This is a genomic window from Stutzerimonas sp. NM35, from assembly GCF_054604355.1.
Genome location: NZ_CM137728.1, coordinates 3,333,670 through 3,352,173, shown reverse-complemented (window position 1 = coordinate 3,352,173; position 18,504 = coordinate 3,333,670). Strand labels below are relative to the sequence as shown.

At 62.8% G+C, this 18,504-nt stretch carries 21 protein-coding genes; 9 read left to right on the top strand and 12 right to left on the bottom strand.

Translation table 11 applies throughout. The annotated features are described in order from the left end of the window. Nucleotides 1-62 precede the first annotated feature (62 nt). Genes ACYCFC_RS15495 through ACYCFC_RS15475 form a run of 5 tightly spaced genes read right to left on the bottom strand, consistent with a single transcriptional unit; the run spans nucleotide 63 to nucleotide 3,444 of the window. Nucleotides 63-1,067: an ArsJ-associated glyceraldehyde-3-phosphate dehydrogenase gene (locus tag ACYCFC_RS15495; RefSeq protein WP_459652154.1), complete on the bottom strand. Its 1,005-nt coding sequence runs from the start codon at nucleotides 1,065-1,067 to the stop codon at nucleotides 63-65. Nucleotides 1,068-1,082: 15 nt separating this feature from the next. After that, nucleotides 1,083-1,409: a YnfA family protein gene (locus ACYCFC_RS15490; RefSeq protein ID WP_256052228.1), complete on the bottom strand. Its 327-nt coding sequence runs from the start codon at nucleotides 1,407-1,409 to the stop codon at nucleotides 1,083-1,085. 9 nt (nucleotides 1,410-1,418) lie between these two features. Beyond that, nucleotides 1,419-1,913, bottom strand: coding sequence for a phosphatase domain-containing putative toxin (locus ACYCFC_RS15485; protein WP_459652153.1), 495 nt, complete (start codon nucleotides 1,911-1,913; stop codon nucleotides 1,419-1,421). 22 nt (nucleotides 1,914-1,935) lie between these two features. Then, nucleotides 1,936-2,646: an arsenical resistance protein ArsH gene (gene arsH / locus ACYCFC_RS15480; RefSeq protein WP_459652152.1), complete on the bottom strand. Its 711-nt coding sequence runs from the start codon at nucleotides 2,644-2,646 to the stop codon at nucleotides 1,936-1,938. Between the two features lie 24 nt (nucleotides 2,647-2,670). Next, nucleotides 2,671-3,444, bottom strand: coding sequence for a metalloregulator ArsR/SmtB family transcription factor (locus ACYCFC_RS15475; protein ID WP_459652151.1), 774 nt, complete (start codon nucleotides 3,442-3,444; stop codon nucleotides 2,671-2,673). A 114-nt stretch (nucleotides 3,445-3,558) separates the two neighbouring features. Here ACYCFC_RS15475 and ACYCFC_RS15470 point away from each other — a divergent pair, with 114 nt between their 5' ends. The 4 genes from ACYCFC_RS15470 to ACYCFC_RS15455 are packed head-to-tail and all read left to right on the top strand — an operon-like array spanning nucleotide 3,559 to nucleotide 7,032. After that, entirely contained in the window at nucleotides 3,559-4,632 is a 1,074-nt protein-coding gene (locus ACYCFC_RS15470) for an ArsO family NAD(P)H-dependent flavin-containing monooxygenase (protein WP_459652150.1), read from the top strand. A 50-nt stretch (nucleotides 4,633-4,682) separates the two neighbouring features. Next, nucleotides 4,683-5,762 carry an ACR3 family arsenite efflux transporter gene (arsB, locus tag ACYCFC_RS15465; RefSeq protein WP_459652149.1) on the top strand — a complete coding sequence of 360 codons (1,080 nt, stop codon included), beginning with the start codon at nucleotides 4,683-4,685 and terminating at the stop codon, nucleotides 5,760-5,762. Nucleotides 5,763-5,772: 10 nt separating this feature from the next. After that, the gene (locus ACYCFC_RS15460) at nucleotides 5,773-6,777 is read left to right on the top strand and encodes a permease (protein ID WP_459652148.1); all 1,005 of its coding nucleotides are present in this window, start codon (nucleotides 5,773-5,775) and stop codon (nucleotides 6,775-6,777) included. A gap of 15 nt (nucleotides 6,778-6,792) precedes the next feature. Continuing rightward, the gene (locus ACYCFC_RS15455; RefSeq protein ID WP_256052222.1) at nucleotides 6,793-7,032 is read left to right on the top strand and encodes a thioredoxin family protein; all 240 of its coding nucleotides are present in this window, start codon (nucleotides 6,793-6,795) and stop codon (nucleotides 7,030-7,032) included. A 5-nt stretch (nucleotides 7,033-7,037) separates the two neighbouring features. On the opposite strand, the gene ACYCFC_RS15450 is transcribed toward ACYCFC_RS15455, so the two are convergent. Then, a complete protein-coding gene (locus ACYCFC_RS15450; RefSeq protein WP_459652147.1) occupies nucleotides 7,038-8,426 on the bottom strand; it encodes a hypothetical protein in 1,389 nt (462 codons plus the stop codon). A gap of 247 nt (nucleotides 8,427-8,673) precedes the next feature. Here ACYCFC_RS15450 and purE point away from each other — a divergent pair, with 247 nt between their 5' ends. From purE to ACYCFC_RS15425, 5 genes are all read left to right on the top strand, one after another. Continuing rightward, nucleotides 8,674-9,165 carry a 5-(carboxyamino)imidazole ribonucleotide mutase gene (purE, locus tag ACYCFC_RS15445; protein ID WP_181082538.1) on the top strand — a complete coding sequence of 164 codons (492 nt, stop codon included), beginning with the start codon at nucleotides 8,674-8,676 and terminating at the stop codon, nucleotides 9,163-9,165. Next, nucleotides 9,166-10,251 (top strand): 5-(carboxyamino)imidazole ribonucleotide synthase, encoded by a 1,086-nt coding sequence (locus ACYCFC_RS15440; protein ID WP_181082537.1) that lies wholly within the window; start codon nucleotides 9,166-9,168, stop codon nucleotides 10,249-10,251. It abuts the gene before it with no gap. A 96-nt stretch (nucleotides 10,252-10,347) separates the two neighbouring features. Continuing rightward, entirely contained in the window at nucleotides 10,348-10,599 is a 252-nt protein-coding gene (locus tag ACYCFC_RS15435; protein WP_459652146.1) for a GlsB/YeaQ/YmgE family stress response membrane protein, read from the top strand. A gap of 181 nt (nucleotides 10,600-10,780) precedes the next feature. After that, on the top strand, nucleotides 10,781-11,311 hold the full coding sequence (locus tag ACYCFC_RS15430; protein WP_459652145.1) for a DUF3299 domain-containing protein: 531 nt from the start codon (nucleotides 10,781-10,783) through the stop codon (nucleotides 11,309-11,311). A 22-nt stretch (nucleotides 11,312-11,333) separates the two neighbouring features. Then, entirely contained in the window at nucleotides 11,334-12,005 is a 672-nt protein-coding gene (locus tag ACYCFC_RS15425) for a uracil-DNA glycosylase family protein (RefSeq protein ID WP_459652144.1), read from the top strand. A 144-nt stretch (nucleotides 12,006-12,149) separates the two neighbouring features. Here the strand turns inward: ACYCFC_RS15425 and ACYCFC_RS15420 are convergent, their stop codons facing one another. The 6 genes from ACYCFC_RS15420 to ACYCFC_RS15395 form a co-directional block, all read right to left on the bottom strand. Beyond that, on the bottom strand, nucleotides 12,150-13,043 hold the full coding sequence (locus ACYCFC_RS15420; RefSeq protein WP_459652143.1) for a D-hexose-6-phosphate mutarotase: 894 nt from the start codon (nucleotides 13,041-13,043) through the stop codon (nucleotides 12,150-12,152). A gap of 164 nt (nucleotides 13,044-13,207) precedes the next feature. Further along, entirely contained in the window at nucleotides 13,208-13,897 is a 690-nt protein-coding gene (locus tag ACYCFC_RS15415; RefSeq protein ID WP_181082532.1) for an ABC transporter permease, read from the bottom strand. Then, nucleotides 13,894-14,589 carry an ABC transporter permease gene (locus tag ACYCFC_RS15410; RefSeq protein ID WP_181082531.1) on the bottom strand — a complete coding sequence of 232 codons (696 nt, stop codon included), beginning with the start codon at nucleotides 14,587-14,589 and terminating at the stop codon, nucleotides 13,894-13,896. The genes ACYCFC_RS15415 and ACYCFC_RS15410 overlap by 4 nt, the downstream gene beginning before the upstream one ends. 65 nt (nucleotides 14,590-14,654) lie before the next feature. Further along, nucleotides 14,655-15,410 (bottom strand): ABC transporter substrate-binding protein, encoded by a 756-nt coding sequence (locus ACYCFC_RS15405; RefSeq protein ID WP_181082530.1) that lies wholly within the window; start codon nucleotides 15,408-15,410, stop codon nucleotides 14,655-14,657. 14 nt (nucleotides 15,411-15,424) lie between these two features. Further along, a complete protein-coding gene (locus ACYCFC_RS15400) occupies nucleotides 15,425-16,198 on the bottom strand; it encodes an ABC transporter ATP-binding protein (RefSeq protein ID WP_181082529.1) in 774 nt (257 codons plus the stop codon). Between the two features lie 237 nt (nucleotides 16,199-16,435). Further along, the gene (locus tag ACYCFC_RS15395; protein ID WP_181082528.1) at nucleotides 16,436-18,490 is read right to left on the bottom strand and encodes a BCCT family transporter; all 2,055 of its coding nucleotides are present in this window, start codon (nucleotides 18,488-18,490) and stop codon (nucleotides 16,436-16,438) included. Nucleotides 18,491-18,504 lie beyond the last annotated feature (14 nt).

The following is an 18,504-nucleotide window of genomic DNA, read 5'->3' as shown; positions in this document are numbered from 1 at the left end:
TCCGGCGTAGGGTGGAAATCGCGCAGCATTTCCACCGGAGCAGTGGAACAGGACGTGGTGATTTATTGAGTCGAGCCGACCAGTCGCGCCAGTTCCACGGCGCGATTGGCGTAGCCCCACTCGTTGTCGTACCAGGCGTAGATCTTCACCTGGGTGCCGTTGACCACCATGGTCGAGAGCGCGTCGATGATCGACGAGCGCGGGTCAGTGCGGTAGTCGATGGAAACCAGCGGGCGCTCCTCATAACCGAGAATGCCCTTGAACGGACCGTCTGCAGCGGCTTTCAGCAGCGCATTGAGCTCTTCTACCGTAGTCGCTCGCTCCAGCTCGAACACGCAATCGGTCAGTGAGGCGTTGGCCAGCGGCACGCGTACCGCATGGCCGTTCAGCTTGCCGCGCAGCTCCGGGAATATCTCGGCAATCGCCGTGGCCGAGCCGGTGCTGGTCGGGATCAGGCTCATGCCGGAGGCGCGGGCACGGCGCAGGTCCTTGTGGGGAGTGTCGAGAATGCTCTGGGTGTTGGTCAGGTCGTGGATGGTGGTGATCGAGCCGTGGCGGATGCCGAGCGCCTCATGGATCACCTTGACCACCGGCGCCAGGCAGTTGGTGGTGCAGGACGCCGCGGTGACGATGCGGTGCCGGGCAGGATCGAACAGCTGATCGTTGACGCCCATGACGATATTCAGCGCGCCCGACTCTTTCACTGGCGCGCAGACCACCACGCGCTTAACGCCTTGATCCAGATAGCCTTGCAGCACGGCAACCGTCTTCATCTTGCCGCTGGCCTCGATCACCAGATCGCAGCCGCTCCAGTCGGTGTCGGCAATGGCCTTGTTGGCGGTGACCTTGATGCGCCTGCCCTCGATGACGATGCAGTCGTCAGCGCTGCCCGCCTCATGCTGCCAGCGGCCATGCACCGAGTCGAAATTCAGCAGGTGGGCGTGGGTTGCGGCATCGCCGGCGGGGTCGTTGATCTGTACGAACTCAAGTTCCGGCCAGCCCCATGCCGCGCGCAGGGCCAGTCGCCCGATACGGCCAAAGCCGTTGATGCCTACTTTGATGGTCATGCTGATTCCCCTGTGTCAGGCGCTTCGAGGCGCGAACATGATGATGGCCATGCCGGTGAGGGCCACGGCAGAGCCGAGCAGATCCCAGCCGGTGGGGCGGATTTCGTCGACGAGCCACAGCCAGAGGATCGCCGCACCGATGTAGACGCCGCCGTAGGCTGCGTAGACGCGTCCGGCAGCGGTCGGGTGCAGCGACAGCAGCCAGGCGAACAAAGCCAGTGCCGCGGCGGCCGGTACCAGTAGCCAGGCGCTCTTGCCCTGACGAAGCCAGAGATAGGGCAGATAGCAACCGACAATCTCGGCCAGGGCCGTGACGGCAAACAGGGCAAAGGTCTTGAGCATGACGGCTGCCTATTGGCCGAAGCGTTCGAGCCAGCTCACATGAGCGGGGTGCTGAATGGCCTTGGGACGCAGGGTCTGAACCATCGCAACGGCCTCGGCGTGCGGCAGGCCGCAGTCGATCAGGATGCGTGCGGCAACCAGACCGGTGCGTCCAGAGCCCCCTTTGCAGTGAATGGCGATGGCCCTGTCAGCCGCCAGCAGCTCTTGAATCTGCACAATGGTCGCCGCCCAGGCCGCATCAAAATCTGCCTGCGGCACCTGTTCATCAGCCACGGGTAAATGCAGCCAGAGCAGGTCCTTCGCGGCGCACAGCACAGGCAAATCGCTGGCCGCGTTTTGCGCCAGTTCGGCGGATGGCATCAGGGTCAGCACTGCCTCGGCGCCGGCCTGTTTGAGTGTGTCGAGGGCCTGATCGATGCTGCCGTCCCTGGTGCCTGGGCAGGGCGTAAAGATCAGCCGACCGGGGCGGGCAGGAATGTCGAGAGTGTCGAAAGGGTGGGGCATGATGATGTGATCCTGCAACTGATTAGATGGATGCCTGATTGACCCGTTTGGACAGCTGCTCGGCGGACTCTTTGCGTTCGGAGTAGCGATCCACGAGGTAGTCGGTGCGGTCACGCAGCAGCAGGGTGAACTTGACCAGTTCTTCCATCACATCCACCACCCGGTCGTAATAGGCCGAGGGCTTCATCCGTCCGGCTTCGTCGAATTCGAGCCAGGCCTTGGCTACGGAGGACTGGTTGGGGATGGTGAACATGCGCATCCAGCGGCCGAGTACGCGCATCTGGTTCAGCGCGTTGAACGACTGGGAGCCGCCGGTTACCTGCATCAGTGCCAGAGTCTTGCCCTGGGTCGGACGGATCGCGCCCATGCTCAGCGGAATCCAGTCGATCTGTGCCTTGAACACTCCGGCCATCGCGCCGTGGCGCTCGGGCGAGCACCAGACCATGCCTTCACTCCACAGCACCAGTTCACGCAGCTCCTGCACCTTGGGGTGGTCCTCCGGGGCGTCATCCGGCAGGGGCAGGCCGCTGGGGTTGAATATTCGCGTCTCGGCGCCGAACTGCTGCAGGAGGCGCGCGGCCTCCTCGGTCAGCAGGCGGCTGTAGGAGCGCGCCCGGTTGGAGCCGTAAAGCAGCAGTATGCGCGGCCTGTGTGTAGCAGTCGGTTGTACCGGCGCTGCCTGACTGGGCAGATCCAGCAGTTCGGGGTCGATATTGGGCAATTCAACGGTCATGGACGTTCTCCGGGTGCCGGTAGATCAGCCGCACAGTGATGTGCGATCGGGACGGTCGCGCATGCTGTGCAGACGCAGGCGATCTTCGGCCAGTTGCGGGTCATCGGCCTTGAGCACCTGGGTCAGGGTTTCGCCGACCCAGGCCGGCAGTTGCGGGTGCAGACGGTAGTAGACCCACTGTCCGGCGCGGCGATCCTGCAGCAGGCCGCAGCTGCGCAGCTGGGCCAGGTGGCGGGAAATTTTCGGCTGGCTTTCCTGCAGTGCGGCGGTCAGTTCACAGACGCACAATTCACCCTCCACCACGATCAGCTGGGTCATACGGGCGCGGGTGTCATCGGCCAGACACTTGAACAGGCTGACCGGTGCGAGCATCTGCACGGGTGAAGGGGCCTTGCTCTTGACCAGCACAAACATCCTGATGCGTTCGTGGATCTGCTGGAGGGTGGTCTTGTAGGCGTCGCGCTGGCGGCTGCTGGCCGGGTCTTCGAAGTCCCAGGCGATGTACTCACTGGCCCCCGGCAGGGTGCTGCACTCGAAGGCAGTCTTGTCGCACAGCGTGATCACGTAATCGAACTGCTGACCGTCGAAGTCTTCCAGAGGCTTGCTGTGCAGGCCCTCGCAGCTCACCCCCAGTTGCTCAAGCGCCAGGCGCGCACGGGGATCGACTTCTCCCGGCACTGTGCCGGCGCTGAAGGCTTCATAATTTTCGGGGTCGGTGTGGCGCAGCAGGGCTTCGGCCATCTGCGAGCGAGCGGCATTGGCCACACAGAGAAACAACACTCGGGTTTTCGACGTCATTGCCACGGTGCGCCATTAAAATTCGGTTTGGCGAATATATTTAAATCCGTATATATTGTAAACCATATGTATTGACGGGCCGCTTGCTGTGGCAGGCAACCTAGGAGCGACTGCATGACGACGCAAGCACCGCTGGATGTGCTGGTGATTGGCGGTGGTCAGGCTGCGCTGGCCACCGGCTACTTTCTGCGTCGCACTCAGCTGTCGTATCTGCTGCTGGATGACCAGGCGCAACCCGGCGGCGCCTGGCAGCATGGCTGGAATTCGCTGCGGCTGTTTTCCCCGGCAACCTGGAGCTCCATCGCCGGCTGGCAGATGCCCAGCCAGAAGCCTGGCTACCCGTACCGCGATGCGGTGATCGATTACCTTGCCCGGTACGAGGCCCGCTATCAGTTGCCCATTCTGCGACCGATGCATGTCGATGCCGTGACACGCCAGGGGGAACTGTTTGTGGTGCAGGCCGGCCTTCGGCAGTGGCGTTGTCGCGCCCTGGTCAGCGCCACCGGCACCTGGAGCAAACCCTTTATCCCGGCCTACCCAGGCCGCGCGCAGTTTGCCGGCCAGCAGCTGCACTCGGCGCATTATCGCGATCCGCAGGCTTTTGCCGGCAAGCGAGTGCTGGTGGTGGGCGGTGGCAACTCCGGGGCGCAGATTCTCGCCGAGGTCTCCAAAGTCGCCGACACCCTGTGGATCACCCCGGAGCCGCCGGCTTTTCTGCCTGATGAGGTCGATGGCCGGGTGTTGTTCGAGCGCGCCACCGAACGCTGGAAGGCCCAGCAGGAAGGCCGCGTGATCGATCAGCCGGTGGGCGGCCTGGGCGATATCGTGATGGTTGAACCCGTCCGTGAGGCCCGCGAGCGCGGCGTGCTGGTGGCCGAGCGGCCATTCCAGCGTTTCACGGAAGAGGGCGTGGAGTGGGCCGATGGTCGCCGTGAGGCCGTGGATGCAGTGATCTGGTGCACGGGTTTTCGCCCGGCGCTTGATCATCTGCAAGGTCTGAATGTGCTGGAGGCCGACGGCAGGATCGCTGTCGATGGAACCCGCGCGCTCAAACAGCCCGGGCTGTGGCTGGTCGGTTATGGCGAATGGACCGGGGCAGCATCGGCCACCCTGATCGGCGTCACCCGCACTGCCCGCAGCACGGTCAGTGAGATAGCAGAAGCCCTGCAGGGCGATACAGCTCAATAGAAAGCCTCCGAGTGCCGTACAGGCCGTCACTCAGTTACCAGGAAATTGCAATGTCCAGCCAGTGTGAAGTCGTCGCCAAACAAGCTGCAGGCGCCCCTCTGGGGTTTTTCGAGCGTTACCTGACGCTCTGGGTCTTTCTGTGCATCATCGGTGGCACGCTGCTCGGTCTGTTCGCCCCAGAGACAGCCCAGGCCGTAGGTGCACTGGAGGTCGCCCAGGTGAATATTCCGGTGGGCCTGCTGATCTGGGTGATGATCATTCCGATGCTGATGAAGATCGATTTCAGCGCCATCGGCGAAGTCTATGAGCAGCGCGCCGGTCTTGGCGTGACGCTGAGCATCAACTGGCTGATCAAGCCTTTCACCATGGCCTTTATGGCCTGGCTGTTTCTGCGCCATGTCTTCGCCGGCTGGCTGCCGGCCGAGGAGATCGACAGCTACGTGGCCGGGCTGATTCTGCTGGGTGCGGCGCCCTGCACGGCCATGGTCTTCGTCTGGAGCCACCTGTGTAACGGCAACGCCAATTTCACCCTGACGCAGGTGGCGATCAACGACCTGGTGATGGTATTCGCCTTCGCGCCCATCGTCGCCCTGCTGCTGGGTGTGTCGTCGATCCCGGTGCCCTGGGACACCCTGCTGCTTTCAGTGGTGATGTACATCGTCATTCCCCTGGCGATTGCCCAGTTCATTCGCAAGCGCCTGCTGCGTCATGGTGAAGCAGCCTTGCAAGCTTTGCTCGCACGCATCGGCCCGTTCTCCATCCTTGCCCTGCTGGCCACGCTGGTGCTGCTGTTTTCCTTTCAGGGCCAGACCATTGTCGCGCAGCCGCTGATCATCGCCATGCTGGCCGTGCCGATTCTGTTGCAGACCCTTTGCATCGCCGCGCTGGGCTACTGGATGTGCCGCAAACTCAAGGTTCGCCACGATATTGCCGGGCCTGCGGCGATGATTGGTGCCTCGAACTTTTTCGAGCTGGCGGTGGCGGTGGCCATGGTGCTCTACGGCTTCAACTCGGGCGCGGCGCTGGCCACGGTGGTCGGAGTGCTGATCGAGGTGCCGGTGATGCTCTGGCTGGTGAAGATGATCAACAACAGCAGCACCTGGTATGAGCGTGGGCTGGCGCATCACTGAGGAAAGCAGCGTGGATATTTTCAAATGGCTGAATGATCAACTGCTGCGCATGGACTGGTTGCACTGGCTGGTGCAACTGCTGGTTGAAGATGTGTTCGGCCTGGACATGGCCAGCCGCCTCGGTGGCAGCCTGCATTTCTTCATCTATGACGTGATCAAGATATTCATCCTGTTATCGGTGCTGATCTTCGCCATTTCCTGGGTGCAGAGCTATTTTCCACCCGAGCGCACTCGCCGCATTCTGGGTGGCCTGCGCGGCTTCCGGGCCAACCTCACCGGGGCATTGCTGGGCACGGTCACGCCGTTCTGCTCCTGCTCGTCGATCCCGCTGTTCATCGGTTTCACCAGCTCGGGTCTGCCGCTGGCAGTCACCTTCTCGTTCCTGATCTCCTCGCCGCTGGTCGATCTGGCGTCGATGATCCTGCTGGCCAGCATCTTCAACTGGTCAATTGCCCTGGCCTACGTCGTGGTGGGGATTGTGCTGGCGGTGGTCGGTGGCACCCTGATCGGCAAGGCGCGCATGGAACAGTACGTCGAAGCCTTCGTCACCCAGCAGAAGGCGCTGGAACTGCCGCAGGACCAGCTGACCCTGGGCGACCGTCTGAGCTACGCCCGTGAGCAGGTCGGGGAAATCATTCGCAAGGTCTGGCTGTACATTCTGATCGGTGTGGGTATCGGGGCGGCCATCCACAACTGGATTCCACAGGACCTGATCATTGCGCTGCTCGGCAGCGACAACTGGTGGTCGGTGCCGCTGGCGACCCTGGCAGGCGCACCGATGTATGCCGATATCTTCGGTACCCTGCCGATTGCTGAGTCGCTGGTGGCCAAGGGGGTTGGCCTGGGTACCGTGCTCGCCTTCATGATGGCGGTAACCGCGCTGTCGCTGCCATCGCTGATCATGCTCAAGAAGGTGGTCAAGGCGCCGTTGCTGATCCTGTTTCTGGCCATCGTCGTGTCAGGCATCATGCTGATCGGCTACCTGTTCAACACCTTCACCCACCTGTTCCTCTAACCCGAGAGAAGCATCATGATCATCAAAGTCCTTGGTTCAGGCTGCAAGAAGTGCGTGACACTCACCGAAAACACTCACGCGGCGCTGACCCGTCTCGGGCGGCAGGCCGATGTGGTCAAAGTCACCGACTTTGCCGAGATCGCTGCCCACGGCGTGATGTCGACTCCAGCGCTGGCCATCGACGACGAGGTGGTGTCGGTGGGCAAGGTGCTCACCTGCGACGAGATCGAGACTCTGCTCAAGGCCCGCCAGTAACAGCATCATCGGCCCCGCCGCCACAGGCTCCGCCGTGGCGATGATTCGGGCCAGGCCACCGACTTGTTCTCGCAGCGCACGATGCCGGCGGCGCCCAGCCGCAGTGTCCAGCGTTGCGCCAGGGGTTCCTCCTGCCCCGGCTGTCGGCACACCACCAGCAGGTTGTAGTCGTGCTGCTTTTCGATGGTGTGAGCCTGAACGACCGGTGGCTGACCCTCTTCTCGCTTCCACTCGAACAGCTGCTGGTGACTGGCCTGGATCAGCGCGGACAACGGCTCGAAATCCAGAATCAGGCGCTCCTGGATTTCGTCCTGGGTCAGGGCTGCCTTGTCCAGTATCAGCCGTGAGCGGTAGCAGACGATCTGCCGCTCCTCGTTGGTCGCCCATTTTCCCGAATGTTCGCGCACCGCTTTGCTCAGTTCGGAGAGCCTGCGGTAATCGAGCCAGACCAACTGCTGGGCCATCAATTTCTGGGTGTAGGGCATCAGCAGGCGCAGCTTCCAGCGCGGCTTGCCCTTGCGCAGCCAGCGAGTGACGGTGTCGATCAGGTCATCGCGCAGCAGATCGCGCACCGCATAGATGAGCGCGATACCCACCAGCAGCGCCAGGGACAGTTTCTGGCTGGCGTCGCGCACGTTGAACAGGAAATAGGTGAACAGCGACATGATCAGCATGGTGGACGCCGCCTTCACCAGCTTGCGGGTGCCGGCGCCCAGTTCGATGATCTTCTGGCGCAGCACCACCGGGTACTCCAGCAGCCGCAGATAGAGGCTCATGCGGTTCCACACGCGAGTCGGCGCGCCCTTGAAGTCACCGAGGTAGTCGCGTTCGGCGCGGTAGCGCCGCTCCTGCTGCAGGAATTCCTGCACTGCCAGCTTCAGATCGTCATCAAGCGCGTCGTAGCCTTCCAGAGTCATGCTTTCCAGCAGGAACTGCTCGGCCAGCCAGGAAAAGTAGATGTTCAACTGGCGGAAATAGCGTGATTGCTTGCTCCCCTTTGGCTCTGCCTTGCGCAGGCGCTGGGCGAAGTTCTGGCTGAGGCGCAGGGCGCGCGCCAGCGGCTCGGCGCTCGCCTTGCCCTGAAACTGCTGACGCAGACGGTCCAGGGACGCCTGGTACTGGAAGAACCAGGCGCCGTGCAAGATTTCGTAGTGCGGCGAAAGCAGGGAAAAGGAGGTGTCCAGCTTGCTGGCCCGGTCCTGGGTCGGCAGGCCCAGCAGGCGGAAGCGATGGACCAGGGCGCTGTGAAAGAACTGCTCCTCGGTCAGGGTGCGGGTGGAGAAGGTGGTCTCATGGGGCGTGAACAGATATAGCTCGACCCGATGCCGACCTGGCTTGGTCAGCGTGCGAGTCAATTGCAGGCGGAAATCGCCCTGGCGCTTCAATGAGAACACGGCACCTCCGATTACAGTACGCGGTGAGCATACCAAGCCTGGATGTGGTTCGGCGCTGGCGCCATTGCGGCGGAGCTGTCTGCCATGCACCTGCCAGGCTGTAGGCGCGACTTTCGTGGCTTTCCGGTATAATGCCGCGCCTTCAAACCAGCGCGTTCGTTGGTTTGCCCTGAATGCGAGCCACGCTGCCGATGCGTGGCTCGTCGGTTTTGTAGCGCCGCGCGGCGCACAACGAAGAGGCACGACGATGACCGCACTGGTAGGCGTGATCATGGGCTCCAAGTCCGACTGGTCCACCCTCAGCCACACCGCCGAAATGCTGGAAAAGCTCGGTATTCCCCATGAAGTCACCGTGGTGTCCGCGCACCGCACGCCCGATCTGCTGTTCCAGTACGCCGAGCAGGCGCAAGAACGCGGGCTGCGCGTGATCATCGCCGGCGCTGGTGGCGCGGCACATCTGCCGGGCATGTGCGCGGCCAAGACCCATCTGCCGGTGCTGGGCGTGCCGGTGCAATCGTCGATGCTTTCGGGCGTCGATTCGCTGCTGTCCATCGTGCAGATGCCGGCAGGCGTGCCGGTCGCCACGCTGGCCATCGGCAAGGCCGGTGCGGTCAACGCCGCATTGCTGTCGGCCAGCATCATCGGCCACGAATTCCCCGAATATCACGCCGCGCTGAAGCAATTCCGCGATGAGCAGACGCAAACCGTGCTCGACAACCCGGACCCGAGGAACGCGTAAATGAAGATCGGCGTAATCGGTGGCGGCCAGCTGGGTCGCATGCTGGCTCTGGCGGGTACGCCGCTGGGGATGAACTTCGCTTTCCTCGATCCCGCGCCGGATGCCTGTGCCGCCGCGCTGGGCGAGCATCTGCGGGCCGATTACGGCGATCCGGATCACCTGCGCCAGCTGGCCGACGAAGTGGATCTGGTGACCTTCGAGTTCGAGAGCGTACCGGCTGAAACGGTAGCTTTCCTGTCGCAGTTCGTGCCGGTGTTCCCCAGCGCCGAGGCACTGCGCATCGCCCGTGATCGCTGGTTCGAGAAATCCATGCTCAAAGAGCTGGGCATTCCGACTCCCGAGTTCGCCGATGTCCTGTCGCAGGGTGATCTGGATGCCGCCGCCGCCCGTATCGGTCTGCCGGCGGTGCTCAAGACCCGCACCCTGGGTTACGACGGCAAGGGACAGAAGGTGCTGCGCAAGCTGGATGACGTCACCGACGCCTTCGCCGAGCTGGGCAGCGTGCCCTGCATTCTCGAGGGCTTCGTGCCCTTCACCGGCGAGGTTTCGCTGATTGCCGTGCGCGCTCGTGATGGCCAGACCTGCTTCTACCCGCTGGTGCACAACACCCATGAGGATGGCATTCTGCGGCTCTCGGTAGCCAGTAGCAGCCATCCGCTGCAGGCGCTGGCCGAGGATTACGCCAGCCGCGTGCTGGCCAAGCTGGATTATGTCGGCGTGCTGGCCTTCGAATTCTTCGAGATCGACGGCGGGCTCAAGGCCAACGAAATCGCGCCGCGCGTGCACAACTCCGGGCACTGGACCATCGAAGGTGCCGAGTGCAGCCAGTTCGAGAACCATCTGCGGGCCATTACCGGCCTGCCGCTGGGCTCGACCGCCAAGCTGGGCGAAAGCGCCATGCTGAATTTCATCGGCGAAGTGCCGCCAGTGGCCAAGGTCATCGCCGTCGAGGATTGCCACCTGCATCATTACGGCAAGGCGTTCAAGGCCGGACGCAAGGTCGGCCACGCCACCCTGCGCTGTCCGGACCGCGCGACCCTGGACCGGCAGATCACCGCCGTGGAAACACTGATCGAGCGAGGCTGACAGGCCTGTTCCCGGGCCGCCGGCGCGAACTGGCCGGCTCGCTCCCGGTCCGAAGAAGGGTAACAGCCATTTTTTCGGACTTGAGGGGGACTGCCCATGGGCATCATCGGAACCATCATCATCGGCCTCATCGTGGGGCTTATCGCGCGTTTCCTGAAACCCGGCAACGATAGCATGGGCTGGATCATGACCATCCTGCTGGGTATCGGCGGCTCGCTGCTGGCCAGCTACGGCGGGCAGGCGCTGGGGCTGTACGAGGCGGGCGAAGGCGCGGGCTTTATCGGCGCCGTGATCGGCGCGATCATCCTGCTGGTGATCTATGGCATGGTGACTGGGCGCAAGCACTAGTGAACCCCAGTCGACTCGACCGCTCTGGCGGATTACGCTTTCATCCAATCGATCCTGCGACCTGCATGGCCTCTGCCGATGCAGGTTGTAGAGGGCGAATTCATTCGGTCTGCTGAGCCGTGGCCGAATGAATTCGGCCCTACGGACTATCCTTAGCCCCCTATTTCGAGTGTGCTGCTCCATGCGTCGTTTCTGTCTGTCTCTACTGATTGCCCTGCCGCTGACCATTCAGGCCGCGCCCGCCGAACTGGACTGGCTTGAACTGATGCCGGAAGAGGATCGACAGGCGCTGGAGGCCATGCCGGAAATCGAGCACGACTCGCCCGAGGCCGATGGTTTCAGCGACCAGGGCGGCCTGAAGCAGAGCGAGGGCCTCCCGGCGGTGATGTATTCGGCCAAGACCGTGCCCGCCCTCGATGGCAGGAGCATTCGCTTGGGCGGCTATCCGGTGCCGCTGGAAAGCGACAGTCGCGGGCGCAGCATCGAATTCTTCCTGGTGCCCTATCCCGGCGCCTGCATTCACGTGCCGCCACCGCCGCCGAACCAGATCGTGCTGGTGCGCTACCCGCAGGGGATAGCGCTGGAGGATATCTACGCACCATTGTGGGTCGACGGCACCCTGGACATCGAACCGGTCAGCAACGATATGGCCGATGCCGCTTATGCGCTGTCAGCCGAGCGGGTGGAGCTGGTCGCGGAAGACGACCTGTAACCGACTTGCCGGAGCAGCTGCCATGCCGATCGACGAAGAGCAACGCCAAGCCTTTCGCACGCTTGCCGCGCAGACCGAAGGTATCGATCTCGAAGCGTATCGGCGCTTCGGCAAGGACCCGCTGGAGCCGATCATCGGGCTGGGCGATGCCGGTGCGCCGATTGCCTTCTTCGGTCGCGATCCGGGGCGGGAAGAAGTTCGCCATGGCGAGCCTTTCATCGGCAGCGGCGGGCAGATCGTACGCAAGGCGCTTTATCGCCACCTGCACGGCGAGCCGATGCCCGACTTCGAGGCCGGGCGTGAGCTGGGCACGCGCTTCTTCTGGATCAATACCGTGCCGTACAAGCCCACCGGCAACAAGGCTTGGTCGATGAAGGTCAAGCGTCGCTTTCATCCGCTGATGCGCCAGTTGCTGGTCGAAAGCTGGCACGGCGAGGCGATCGTCACCCTGGGGCGCGAAGCCTTTCTCTGGTTCGGCATCGACCAGCCCGCGGCAGTGCGCCAGCGACTCGAGCAATTCTGGCAGCGCGAGGACCGCTTCAGCGCCTCCATCGAGGTCGAGTTGCAGGCCGAGGACGGTGCGGCGCGCAGCTTCCGGCTCTATCCGTTGCCGCACCCGTCGCCGCTGAACCAGACCTGGTTCAAGCGGTTTCCGGCGTTGCTCGAAGAGCGGCTGAAACTGCTGGGCGCTTAGAACGGGCGCCGTTTACGGAGCCCGTCTTTTCGTACTGGAAGAGGGTTTTGAAAAGTCCCGTAGGGCCGAACTTGTTCGGCCTTGCGTACATCTGCGCGCGCCGGTGGCCGAATAAATTCGGCCCTACAGAGACTGAAACACTCCCTAGATAGACTCGCTGCCGATGGAAACCGCGAGGGTATGGCTGGCACCGGCTTCGAGACGGATTCGGTCATCCATGACGTTGGCGGTTTCGATGCAGAGCATGCGCTGCCAGGCGTCGTCGGCGAATTGCGAGAGGCGCTGCGCCTTGGCGATCCAGGGATTCCACAGGATCGCCGAGTGCGAGCCGCCGGTTTCCAGTGTGATGCGGCGGTTGCTGGCGGGGTCCCGCAGGGCGAGCCTGGACGGCAGGTCGAGGTAAATGCGGTCGGTCTCGCCTTCGATCCTGGGATTGCCTTGCTGCTGGCGCTGCTGCCAGTTTTCCAGGGTTTCGATATAGCGCTTGCCATCCAGGCCTTGCACCGATACCTGATGGATATCGCCGATGGCGAAATAGCTGTGCAGCGCCTGGCTGATGGCCACGGGCTGATCGTCCAGGTTGCGGCTGGTCAGGCTGATGTGCAGGCGCTCGTCCAGGCGAATCTGAAGTTTCAGTTCCACCCGATGTGGCCAGCCCGGCAGCGCACCCAGTGCCTGCGGACAGCTGAATTCCAATATGCCGGTGTCGCCCTCGCAGCGTTGCTGCTCCAATTGCCAGTCCAGGCTCCGTACCAGGCCGTGGAAGGGTGCTTCGGTCTCGCCCCGGTACGCCGCCTGCACGTCTTCGGGATTGCGTTTCAGATCACCGAACCAGGGCCAGCACACTGGCACGCCGCCGCGTACCGACTGGCCTTGCTGGAAGGCCGCCTGCTCGCTGAGCCAGATGACCGGCGTATCGCCCTGGCGGTAGCTGAGCACCTGTGCGCCCTGTTCGGCGACCAGCAGCTCGTCGTCGCCACGGCGAATGCGCCAGCAGGCGAGTTGGTCCATCTGGATGCGTTGGATATCAACGGACATGGGTGATCTCGTGTTGGCTCCGATGTGTCTCTGACAACAGTCGCAGGGCGGCATTTCATCGTAGGGTGGATGTCGCTTTTTACATCCACCGTGGCTCCGTTCGATGGGACGCCCCGGTGGGGCGCCACCCGGTGAAGCGTGATCCATCCTACAGGTCGTGCGGCTTAGCGCCCCTGGCAGGCATCCACCCGCAGCCAGCGCTCCAGCAGCTTGAAGCCCTGCATCAGGACGAAGGCGATGACCAGATAGATCAGGCCGGCGGTGAGGAACATTTCCTCATGCAGGTAGGTGCGCGCGGCGATCTTGCGCGCCATGCCGGTCAGCTCCAGCAGGGTGATGGTGCTGGCCAGGGCGCTGGCCTTGAGCATCAGGATCACTTCGTTGCTGTAGGCCGGCAGGCCGATACGCGTGGCGCGTGGCAGGATGATGTGCCACAGCGTCTGGCTGCGCGACATGCCCAGCGCACGGGCCGCTTCGACTTCACCGGCGGGCACGTTCTGGATCGCGCCGCGAATGATCTCGGCGATATAGGCGGCGGTGTGCATGGTCATGGTGATGATGGCGCACCAGTAGGGATCGCGCAGGTAGGGCCAGAGCGCGCTCTGGCGTACCACATCGAACTGCGCCAGCCCGTAGTAGACCAGGAACAGCTGTACCAGCAGCGGCGTACCACGGAAGAAGAAGATATAGGCGTAGGGCAGTGCGCGCACCGGGAGATGGCGCGAGGAGCGGGCAATGCCCAGCGGCAGGGCGAGGATCAACCCGGCGATGACCGAAACACCGACCAGTTGCAGCGTCAGCCAGGCGCCGTCGAGGAAGCTCGGCAGCCACTTGATGAAGATTTCCCAGGTCATGCGGCGCTCCTGCTGAAGCCGCGGCCAGCGCGTTTTTCAAGGAAGTGCATGGCGATCATGGCGATCACCGTCAGCCCGAGGTAGATGAAGGCGGCGACCAGGAAGAAGGTGAAGGGCTCCTTGCTGGCGGTTACGGCGATCTGCGAGCGGCGCATGATTTCTTCCAGGCCGATCACCGAGACCAGTGCGGTGTCCTTCATCAGGATCATGAACAGGTTGCCCAGCCCCGGCAGGGCCAGGCGCCACATCTGCGGCAGGATCAGGCGCAGGAAGATTCGCGGCTTGCCCAGGCCCAGCGCCAGCCCGGCTTCGCGATGGCCCTTGGGGATCGCCAGCAGCGCGCCGCGGAAGACTTCCGTGGCATAGGCGCCGAAGCACAGGCCCAGGGCGATGGTGCCGGCGGCGAAGGGACTCAGGGCGAGATCGTCGATGCCCACCAGAGTGCCGATCCAGCGCACCAGGTTGATGGTGCCGAAGTAGATCAGCAGCACCCAGATCAGCTCCGGGACGCCGCGCACGATGGTCGAGTAGGTGCCGCCGATCCAGCGCACGGCTACGTAAGGTGAGGTCTTGGCCAGTGCGCCGAGCAGGCCGAGCACCAGCCCCAGCGCCAGCGACGCCAGGGCCAGTTGAATGGTCATCCAGGTGCCGGCGAGCAGCGCCGGACCGAATCCGTGAAGGTCGGGAATCATAGAAGCTCAAACACCGAAGCCCGGTCCGCCAGAAAAGGTGGCGACCGGGCTTCGGTTCGGTTGGATCAGTAGATGCTGAACGGGAAATACTTGTCGTTGATCTGCTTGTAGGTGCCGTCAGCGATGATTTCGGCCAGTGCCTTGTTCAGGCGCTCGCGCAGTTGGTCGTTACCCTTGCGCACGGCGATGGCGATCTTGTCATCGTCGAATACCGGCTCGCCCTTGAACTCGAAGTCCTTGCCGGCGTCGCTCTTGAGCCATTCCCACTGCACGAAGGTGTCGGCGAGGATGCCATCGACGCGACCGGTGGCCAGGTCCAGATAGGCGTTTTCCTGGGTGTCGTAGAGGTTGATCTCGACCACGCCATCCATGTTGTCTTCCAGCCAGGTGCCGGCGATGGTCGCGCGCTGGGCACCGATAACCTTGCCCTTGAGGTAGCCTTTGTCGGCCTTGAAGTCTACTGACTTGGGCGCTACGAACTGCAGTTTGTTGGTGTAGTAGTGGTCGGTGAAATCGACGGCGTTCTTGCGCTCTTCGGTGATCGACATGGAGGCCGCGAGGAAGTCGAACTTGCGCGCGTTCAGGGCCGGAATGATGCCGTCCCAGTCGGAGGTCACCACTTCGCATTCCACTTCCATCTTGGCGCAGAGGGCGTGGGAGATATCCAGGTCGAAGCCGACGACCTGGCCGCTGGCGTCGATCAGGTTGAAGGGCGGGTAGGCGCCTTCGGTGCCGATGCGCAGTTTTTCCGCAGCGAATGCCTGGGTGCCGATGATCAGGGATGCAGCGGCGGTCAGCAGTATCTTCTTATAGCTTTTCATGCGGTGTTGCTCCATTAACGATGGCTGGACATGAACTGTTTACAGCGCGCCGATTGCGGGTTGTCAAATACCTGCTCGGGCGTTCCTTGCTCCTCGACCAGACCCTGGTGGAGGAAAACCACTTCGCTGGAGACCTGCTTGGCGAAATTCATCTCATGGGTGACCAGCAGCATGGTGCGCCCCTCTTCGGCGAGCGAGCGAATCACTGCAAGCACTTCCTGTACCATTTCCGGGTCCAGCGCCGAGGTGGGCTCGTCGAACAGGATCACCTTCGGCTGCATCGCCAGGGTGCGGGCGATGGCCGCACGCTGTTGCTGGCCGCCGGAAAGCTGGTTGGGATAGACGTGGCGCTTGTCGGCGATGCCGACCTTGGCCAGCAGCGCTTCGGCGACTTCCGTCGCCTCGGCCTTGCTCTGGCCGAGTACCCGGCGCGGCGCCTCGATGATGTTGTCGAGCACGCTCATATGCGGCCAGAGGTTGAAATTCTGGAACACGAAACCGAGTTTGCTGCGCATCCGGTTGATCTGCTTTGCGTCCGCCGCGACCAGATCGCCGTCTTTGGCGCGCTTGAGCCTGAGTTGCTCGCCGGCGACCAGGATCTCGCCCTCGTGAGGGTTTTCCAGCAGGTTGATGCAGCGCAGGAAGGTGGACTTTCCCGAACCGGACGAGCCGAGAATGGAGATGACGTCACCGTCGCGCGCCGTCAGCGAAATACCCTTGAGAACCTCCAGCTCGCCGTAGCGCTTGTGCAGGTTGCGGATTTCCAGTGCAGGTATGGCCTCGGCCATTGAACTTCCTCTTCTCAGACCCTGCGCTTTGCCGGGCCTGATTCTGTATTGATTGCGCTCCGGCTGACTGCTCGCCTTCCTGGCGGGGCGCAAACCTAGCATGGGCGGCGGCATGCGCCAAGCACGACGCCCCCGACATGAGCGTGACCGGTTGGTCACTGCGTGATCGAGGGCTCGGACAGCGGTGCGGCGGATCGTCTCCTATCTATATAGATGAATTTGCAGGGTTTGGCCGTATCAGGTTTCGGGCTTCGGTACTTCCGGTTCGTTGTTGAGCATCTCATCGTGCTCCTCCATCTTCCACGGCAGGCTGCCGGGCGAGATATGCAGGAAGTTCAGGTACTTCTCGAACTGGTCGAGAATGTCACTGATGATGTCCTGCTGGTCATAACCGTAGACGTCATAGGACTGACCGCCACGGCGCAGGAAGACCTCGGCGCGGTAATACTGTTCGTTGGTGTCCGGGTCCTCGGTGAGCACGAAGGAGGGCATGGCATAGCCGACCAGACGGATCTCGTAGATGAAATCGACCTGGTTTTCCTTGATGACTTCCAGATAAACCCGCGAGTTGTGCTCGTCGGTATGCACTTCAGCTGGCCAGCCCTGTTCGGTCAAGGCGCGCTGTACTCGGCGCATGCCCTTGATGACGCTGGTGGCGATGAAGTTTTCTGCCTCTTCGCGGCTGGGGAAGTTGACCAGTCCGGCCAGACGCTTTTTCCACAGGCCCGGCCCGGCATTGCTGGCCAGCCGGCTGCCGTGCATGTGGTTCTGCAGGCTGACTTCGTGATGGCCCTCGATTACCAGTGCCCGCCACATGCCCAGCGCCGCGATGATCATGATGACGGCGAACGGCAGCGCGCTGGTGATCGCCATGGTCTGCAAGGCACTCAGGCCGCCGGCCACCAACAGGGCGATAGCGACGAAGCCCGCCGTGGTCGCCCAGAACACCCGTTGCCAGACGGGCGTCTGTGCCACGCCGCCAGCGGCCAGCGAGTCGATCACCAGCGCACCGGAGTCGGCGGAGGTGACGAAGAAAGTGGCGATCAGCACCACTGCGACGAACGAGGTGATGGAGGACAGCGGCAGGTGCTCGAAGAGCTTGAACAGTGCGATGGCATGGTCGCTCTGCACCTCGCCGATCAGCTCCGTATAGCCCTCGACCATGATCAGGTGCAGCGCCGTGTCGCCGAAGATGGAGAACCAGAGAAAGGTGAAGATCGTCGGCACGAACATCACGCCGAAGACGAACTGGCGGATGGTCCGGCCACGGCTGATCTTGGCGATGAACAGACCCACGAACGGCGACCAGGCGATGGTCCAGCCGAAGATGAACAGCGTCCAGTTGCCGATCCAGTCGCTGCGCGTGTAGGCCTGCAGGTTGAAGGTGCGCTCGATGATGTTGTTCAGGTAGCTGCCGGTGTTCTGCAGGAAGGTTTCCAGAATGAAGATGGTCGGCCCCACGATGAACACGAACAGCATCAGCAGGATCGCCAGCGTCATGTTCAGCAGCGACAGGTTCTTGATGCCCTTGTCCATGCCGGCCACCACCGAGCAGGTCGCCAGGGCGGTGATCACCACGATGGAAATGATCTGCACTGTGGTGCTGACGGGAATCTGCGGCCACAGGTAGTTCAGGCCGGCGTTGATCTGGGTGACCGACAGGCCCAGAGTGGTGGCGATGCCGAACAGCGTGCCGAGGATGGCGAATACGTCCACTACGTGTCCGATGGGGCCGTGGATGCGCTCGCCGATGATCGGATACAGCGCCGAGCGCATCGACAGTGGCAGGCCGTGGCGGAAGGAGAAGTACGCCAGCGCCAGGCCGGTCAGGCCGTAGATTGCCCAGATATGGAAACCCCAGTGGAAAAAGGCGATCTGCATCGCCTGCTTGGCGGCATCCACGGTTTCCGGCGCGCCGACCGGAGGCGTCGAATAGTGCAGCACCGGCTCGGCTACGCCGAAGAACAGCAACGCGATGCCGTAGCCGGCGGAAAACAGCATGGCGAACCAGGCCGGAAAGCTGTACTGCGGCTCGGCATGGTCCGGCCCGAGCTTGATGTTGCCCCACTTGGTCAGCGCGATGCCGACGATGAAGACCAGGAAAAAGGCCACCGCCAGCATGTAGAACCAGCCGAACGAACGGGTGATGAACGCCAGCGTCTCGCTGAACAGCTCGCCGGCCAGTTCAGGGTTGCTGATGGTGCCGATCACCAGCAGCAGCGTGACCACTACGGCAGGGATGAAAACGGGAAAGAGAATGATGGCCTTGGGCAGCTTGTTCTGGGATTCCATCGGGCGTCTGGTCT

Excerpts from the sequence above, each read along its gene's own strand:
- ACYCFC_RS15495 (WP_459652154.1), bottom strand. The coding sequence starts at position 1,067 with ATGACCATCAAAGTAGGCATCAACGGCTTTGGCCGTATCGGGCGACTG.
- ACYCFC_RS15490 (WP_256052228.1), bottom strand. The coding sequence starts at position 1,409 with ATGCTCAAGACCTTTGCCCTGTTTGCCGTCACGGCCCTGGCCGAGATT.
- ACYCFC_RS15485 (WP_459652153.1), bottom strand. The coding sequence starts at position 1,913 with ATGCCCCACCCTTTCGACACTCTCGACATTCCTGCCCGCCCCGGTCGG.
- arsH (WP_459652152.1), bottom strand. The coding sequence starts at position 2,646 with ATGACCGTTGAATTGCCCAATATCGACCCCGAACTGCTGGATCTGCCC.
- ACYCFC_RS15475 (WP_459652151.1), bottom strand. The coding sequence starts at position 3,444 with ATGACGTCGAAAACCCGAGTGTTGTTTCTCTGTGTGGCCAATGCCGCT.
- ACYCFC_RS15470 (WP_459652150.1), top strand. The coding sequence starts at position 3,559 with ATGACGACGCAAGCACCGCTGGATGTGCTGGTGATTGGCGGTGGTCAG.
- arsB (WP_459652149.1), top strand. The coding sequence starts at position 4,683 with ATGTCCAGCCAGTGTGAAGTCGTCGCCAAACAAGCTGCAGGCGCCCCT.
- ACYCFC_RS15455 (WP_256052222.1), top strand. The coding sequence starts at position 6,793 with ATGATCATCAAAGTCCTTGGTTCAGGCTGCAAGAAGTGCGTGACACTC.
- purE (WP_181082538.1), top strand. The coding sequence starts at position 8,674 with ATGACCGCACTGGTAGGCGTGATCATGGGCTCCAAGTCCGACTGGTCC.
- ACYCFC_RS15440 (WP_181082537.1), top strand. The coding sequence starts at position 9,166 with ATGAAGATCGGCGTAATCGGTGGCGGCCAGCTGGGTCGCATGCTGGCT.
- ACYCFC_RS15435 (WP_459652146.1), top strand. The coding sequence starts at position 10,348 with ATGGGCATCATCGGAACCATCATCATCGGCCTCATCGTGGGGCTTATC.
- ACYCFC_RS15430 (WP_459652145.1), top strand. The coding sequence starts at position 10,781 with ATGCGTCGTTTCTGTCTGTCTCTACTGATTGCCCTGCCGCTGACCATT.
- ACYCFC_RS15425 (WP_459652144.1), top strand. The coding sequence starts at position 11,334 with ATGCCGATCGACGAAGAGCAACGCCAAGCCTTTCGCACGCTTGCCGCG.
- ACYCFC_RS15420 (WP_459652143.1), bottom strand. The coding sequence starts at position 13,043 with ATGTCCGTTGATATCCAACGCATCCAGATGGACCAACTCGCCTGCTGG.
- ACYCFC_RS15415 (WP_181082532.1), bottom strand. The coding sequence starts at position 13,897 with ATGACCTGGGAAATCTTCATCAAGTGGCTGCCGAGCTTCCTCGACGGC.
- ACYCFC_RS15410 (WP_181082531.1), bottom strand. The coding sequence starts at position 14,589 with ATGATTCCCGACCTTCACGGATTCGGTCCGGCGCTGCTCGCCGGCACC.
- ACYCFC_RS15405 (WP_181082530.1), bottom strand. The coding sequence starts at position 15,410 with ATGAAAAGCTATAAGAAGATACTGCTGACCGCCGCTGCATCCCTGATC.
- ACYCFC_RS15400 (WP_181082529.1), bottom strand. The coding sequence starts at position 16,198 with ATGGCCGAGGCCATACCTGCACTGGAAATCCGCAACCTGCACAAGCGC.
- ACYCFC_RS15395 (WP_181082528.1), bottom strand. The coding sequence starts at position 18,490 with ATGGAATCCCAGAACAAGCTGCCCAAGGCCATCATTCTCTTTCCCGTT.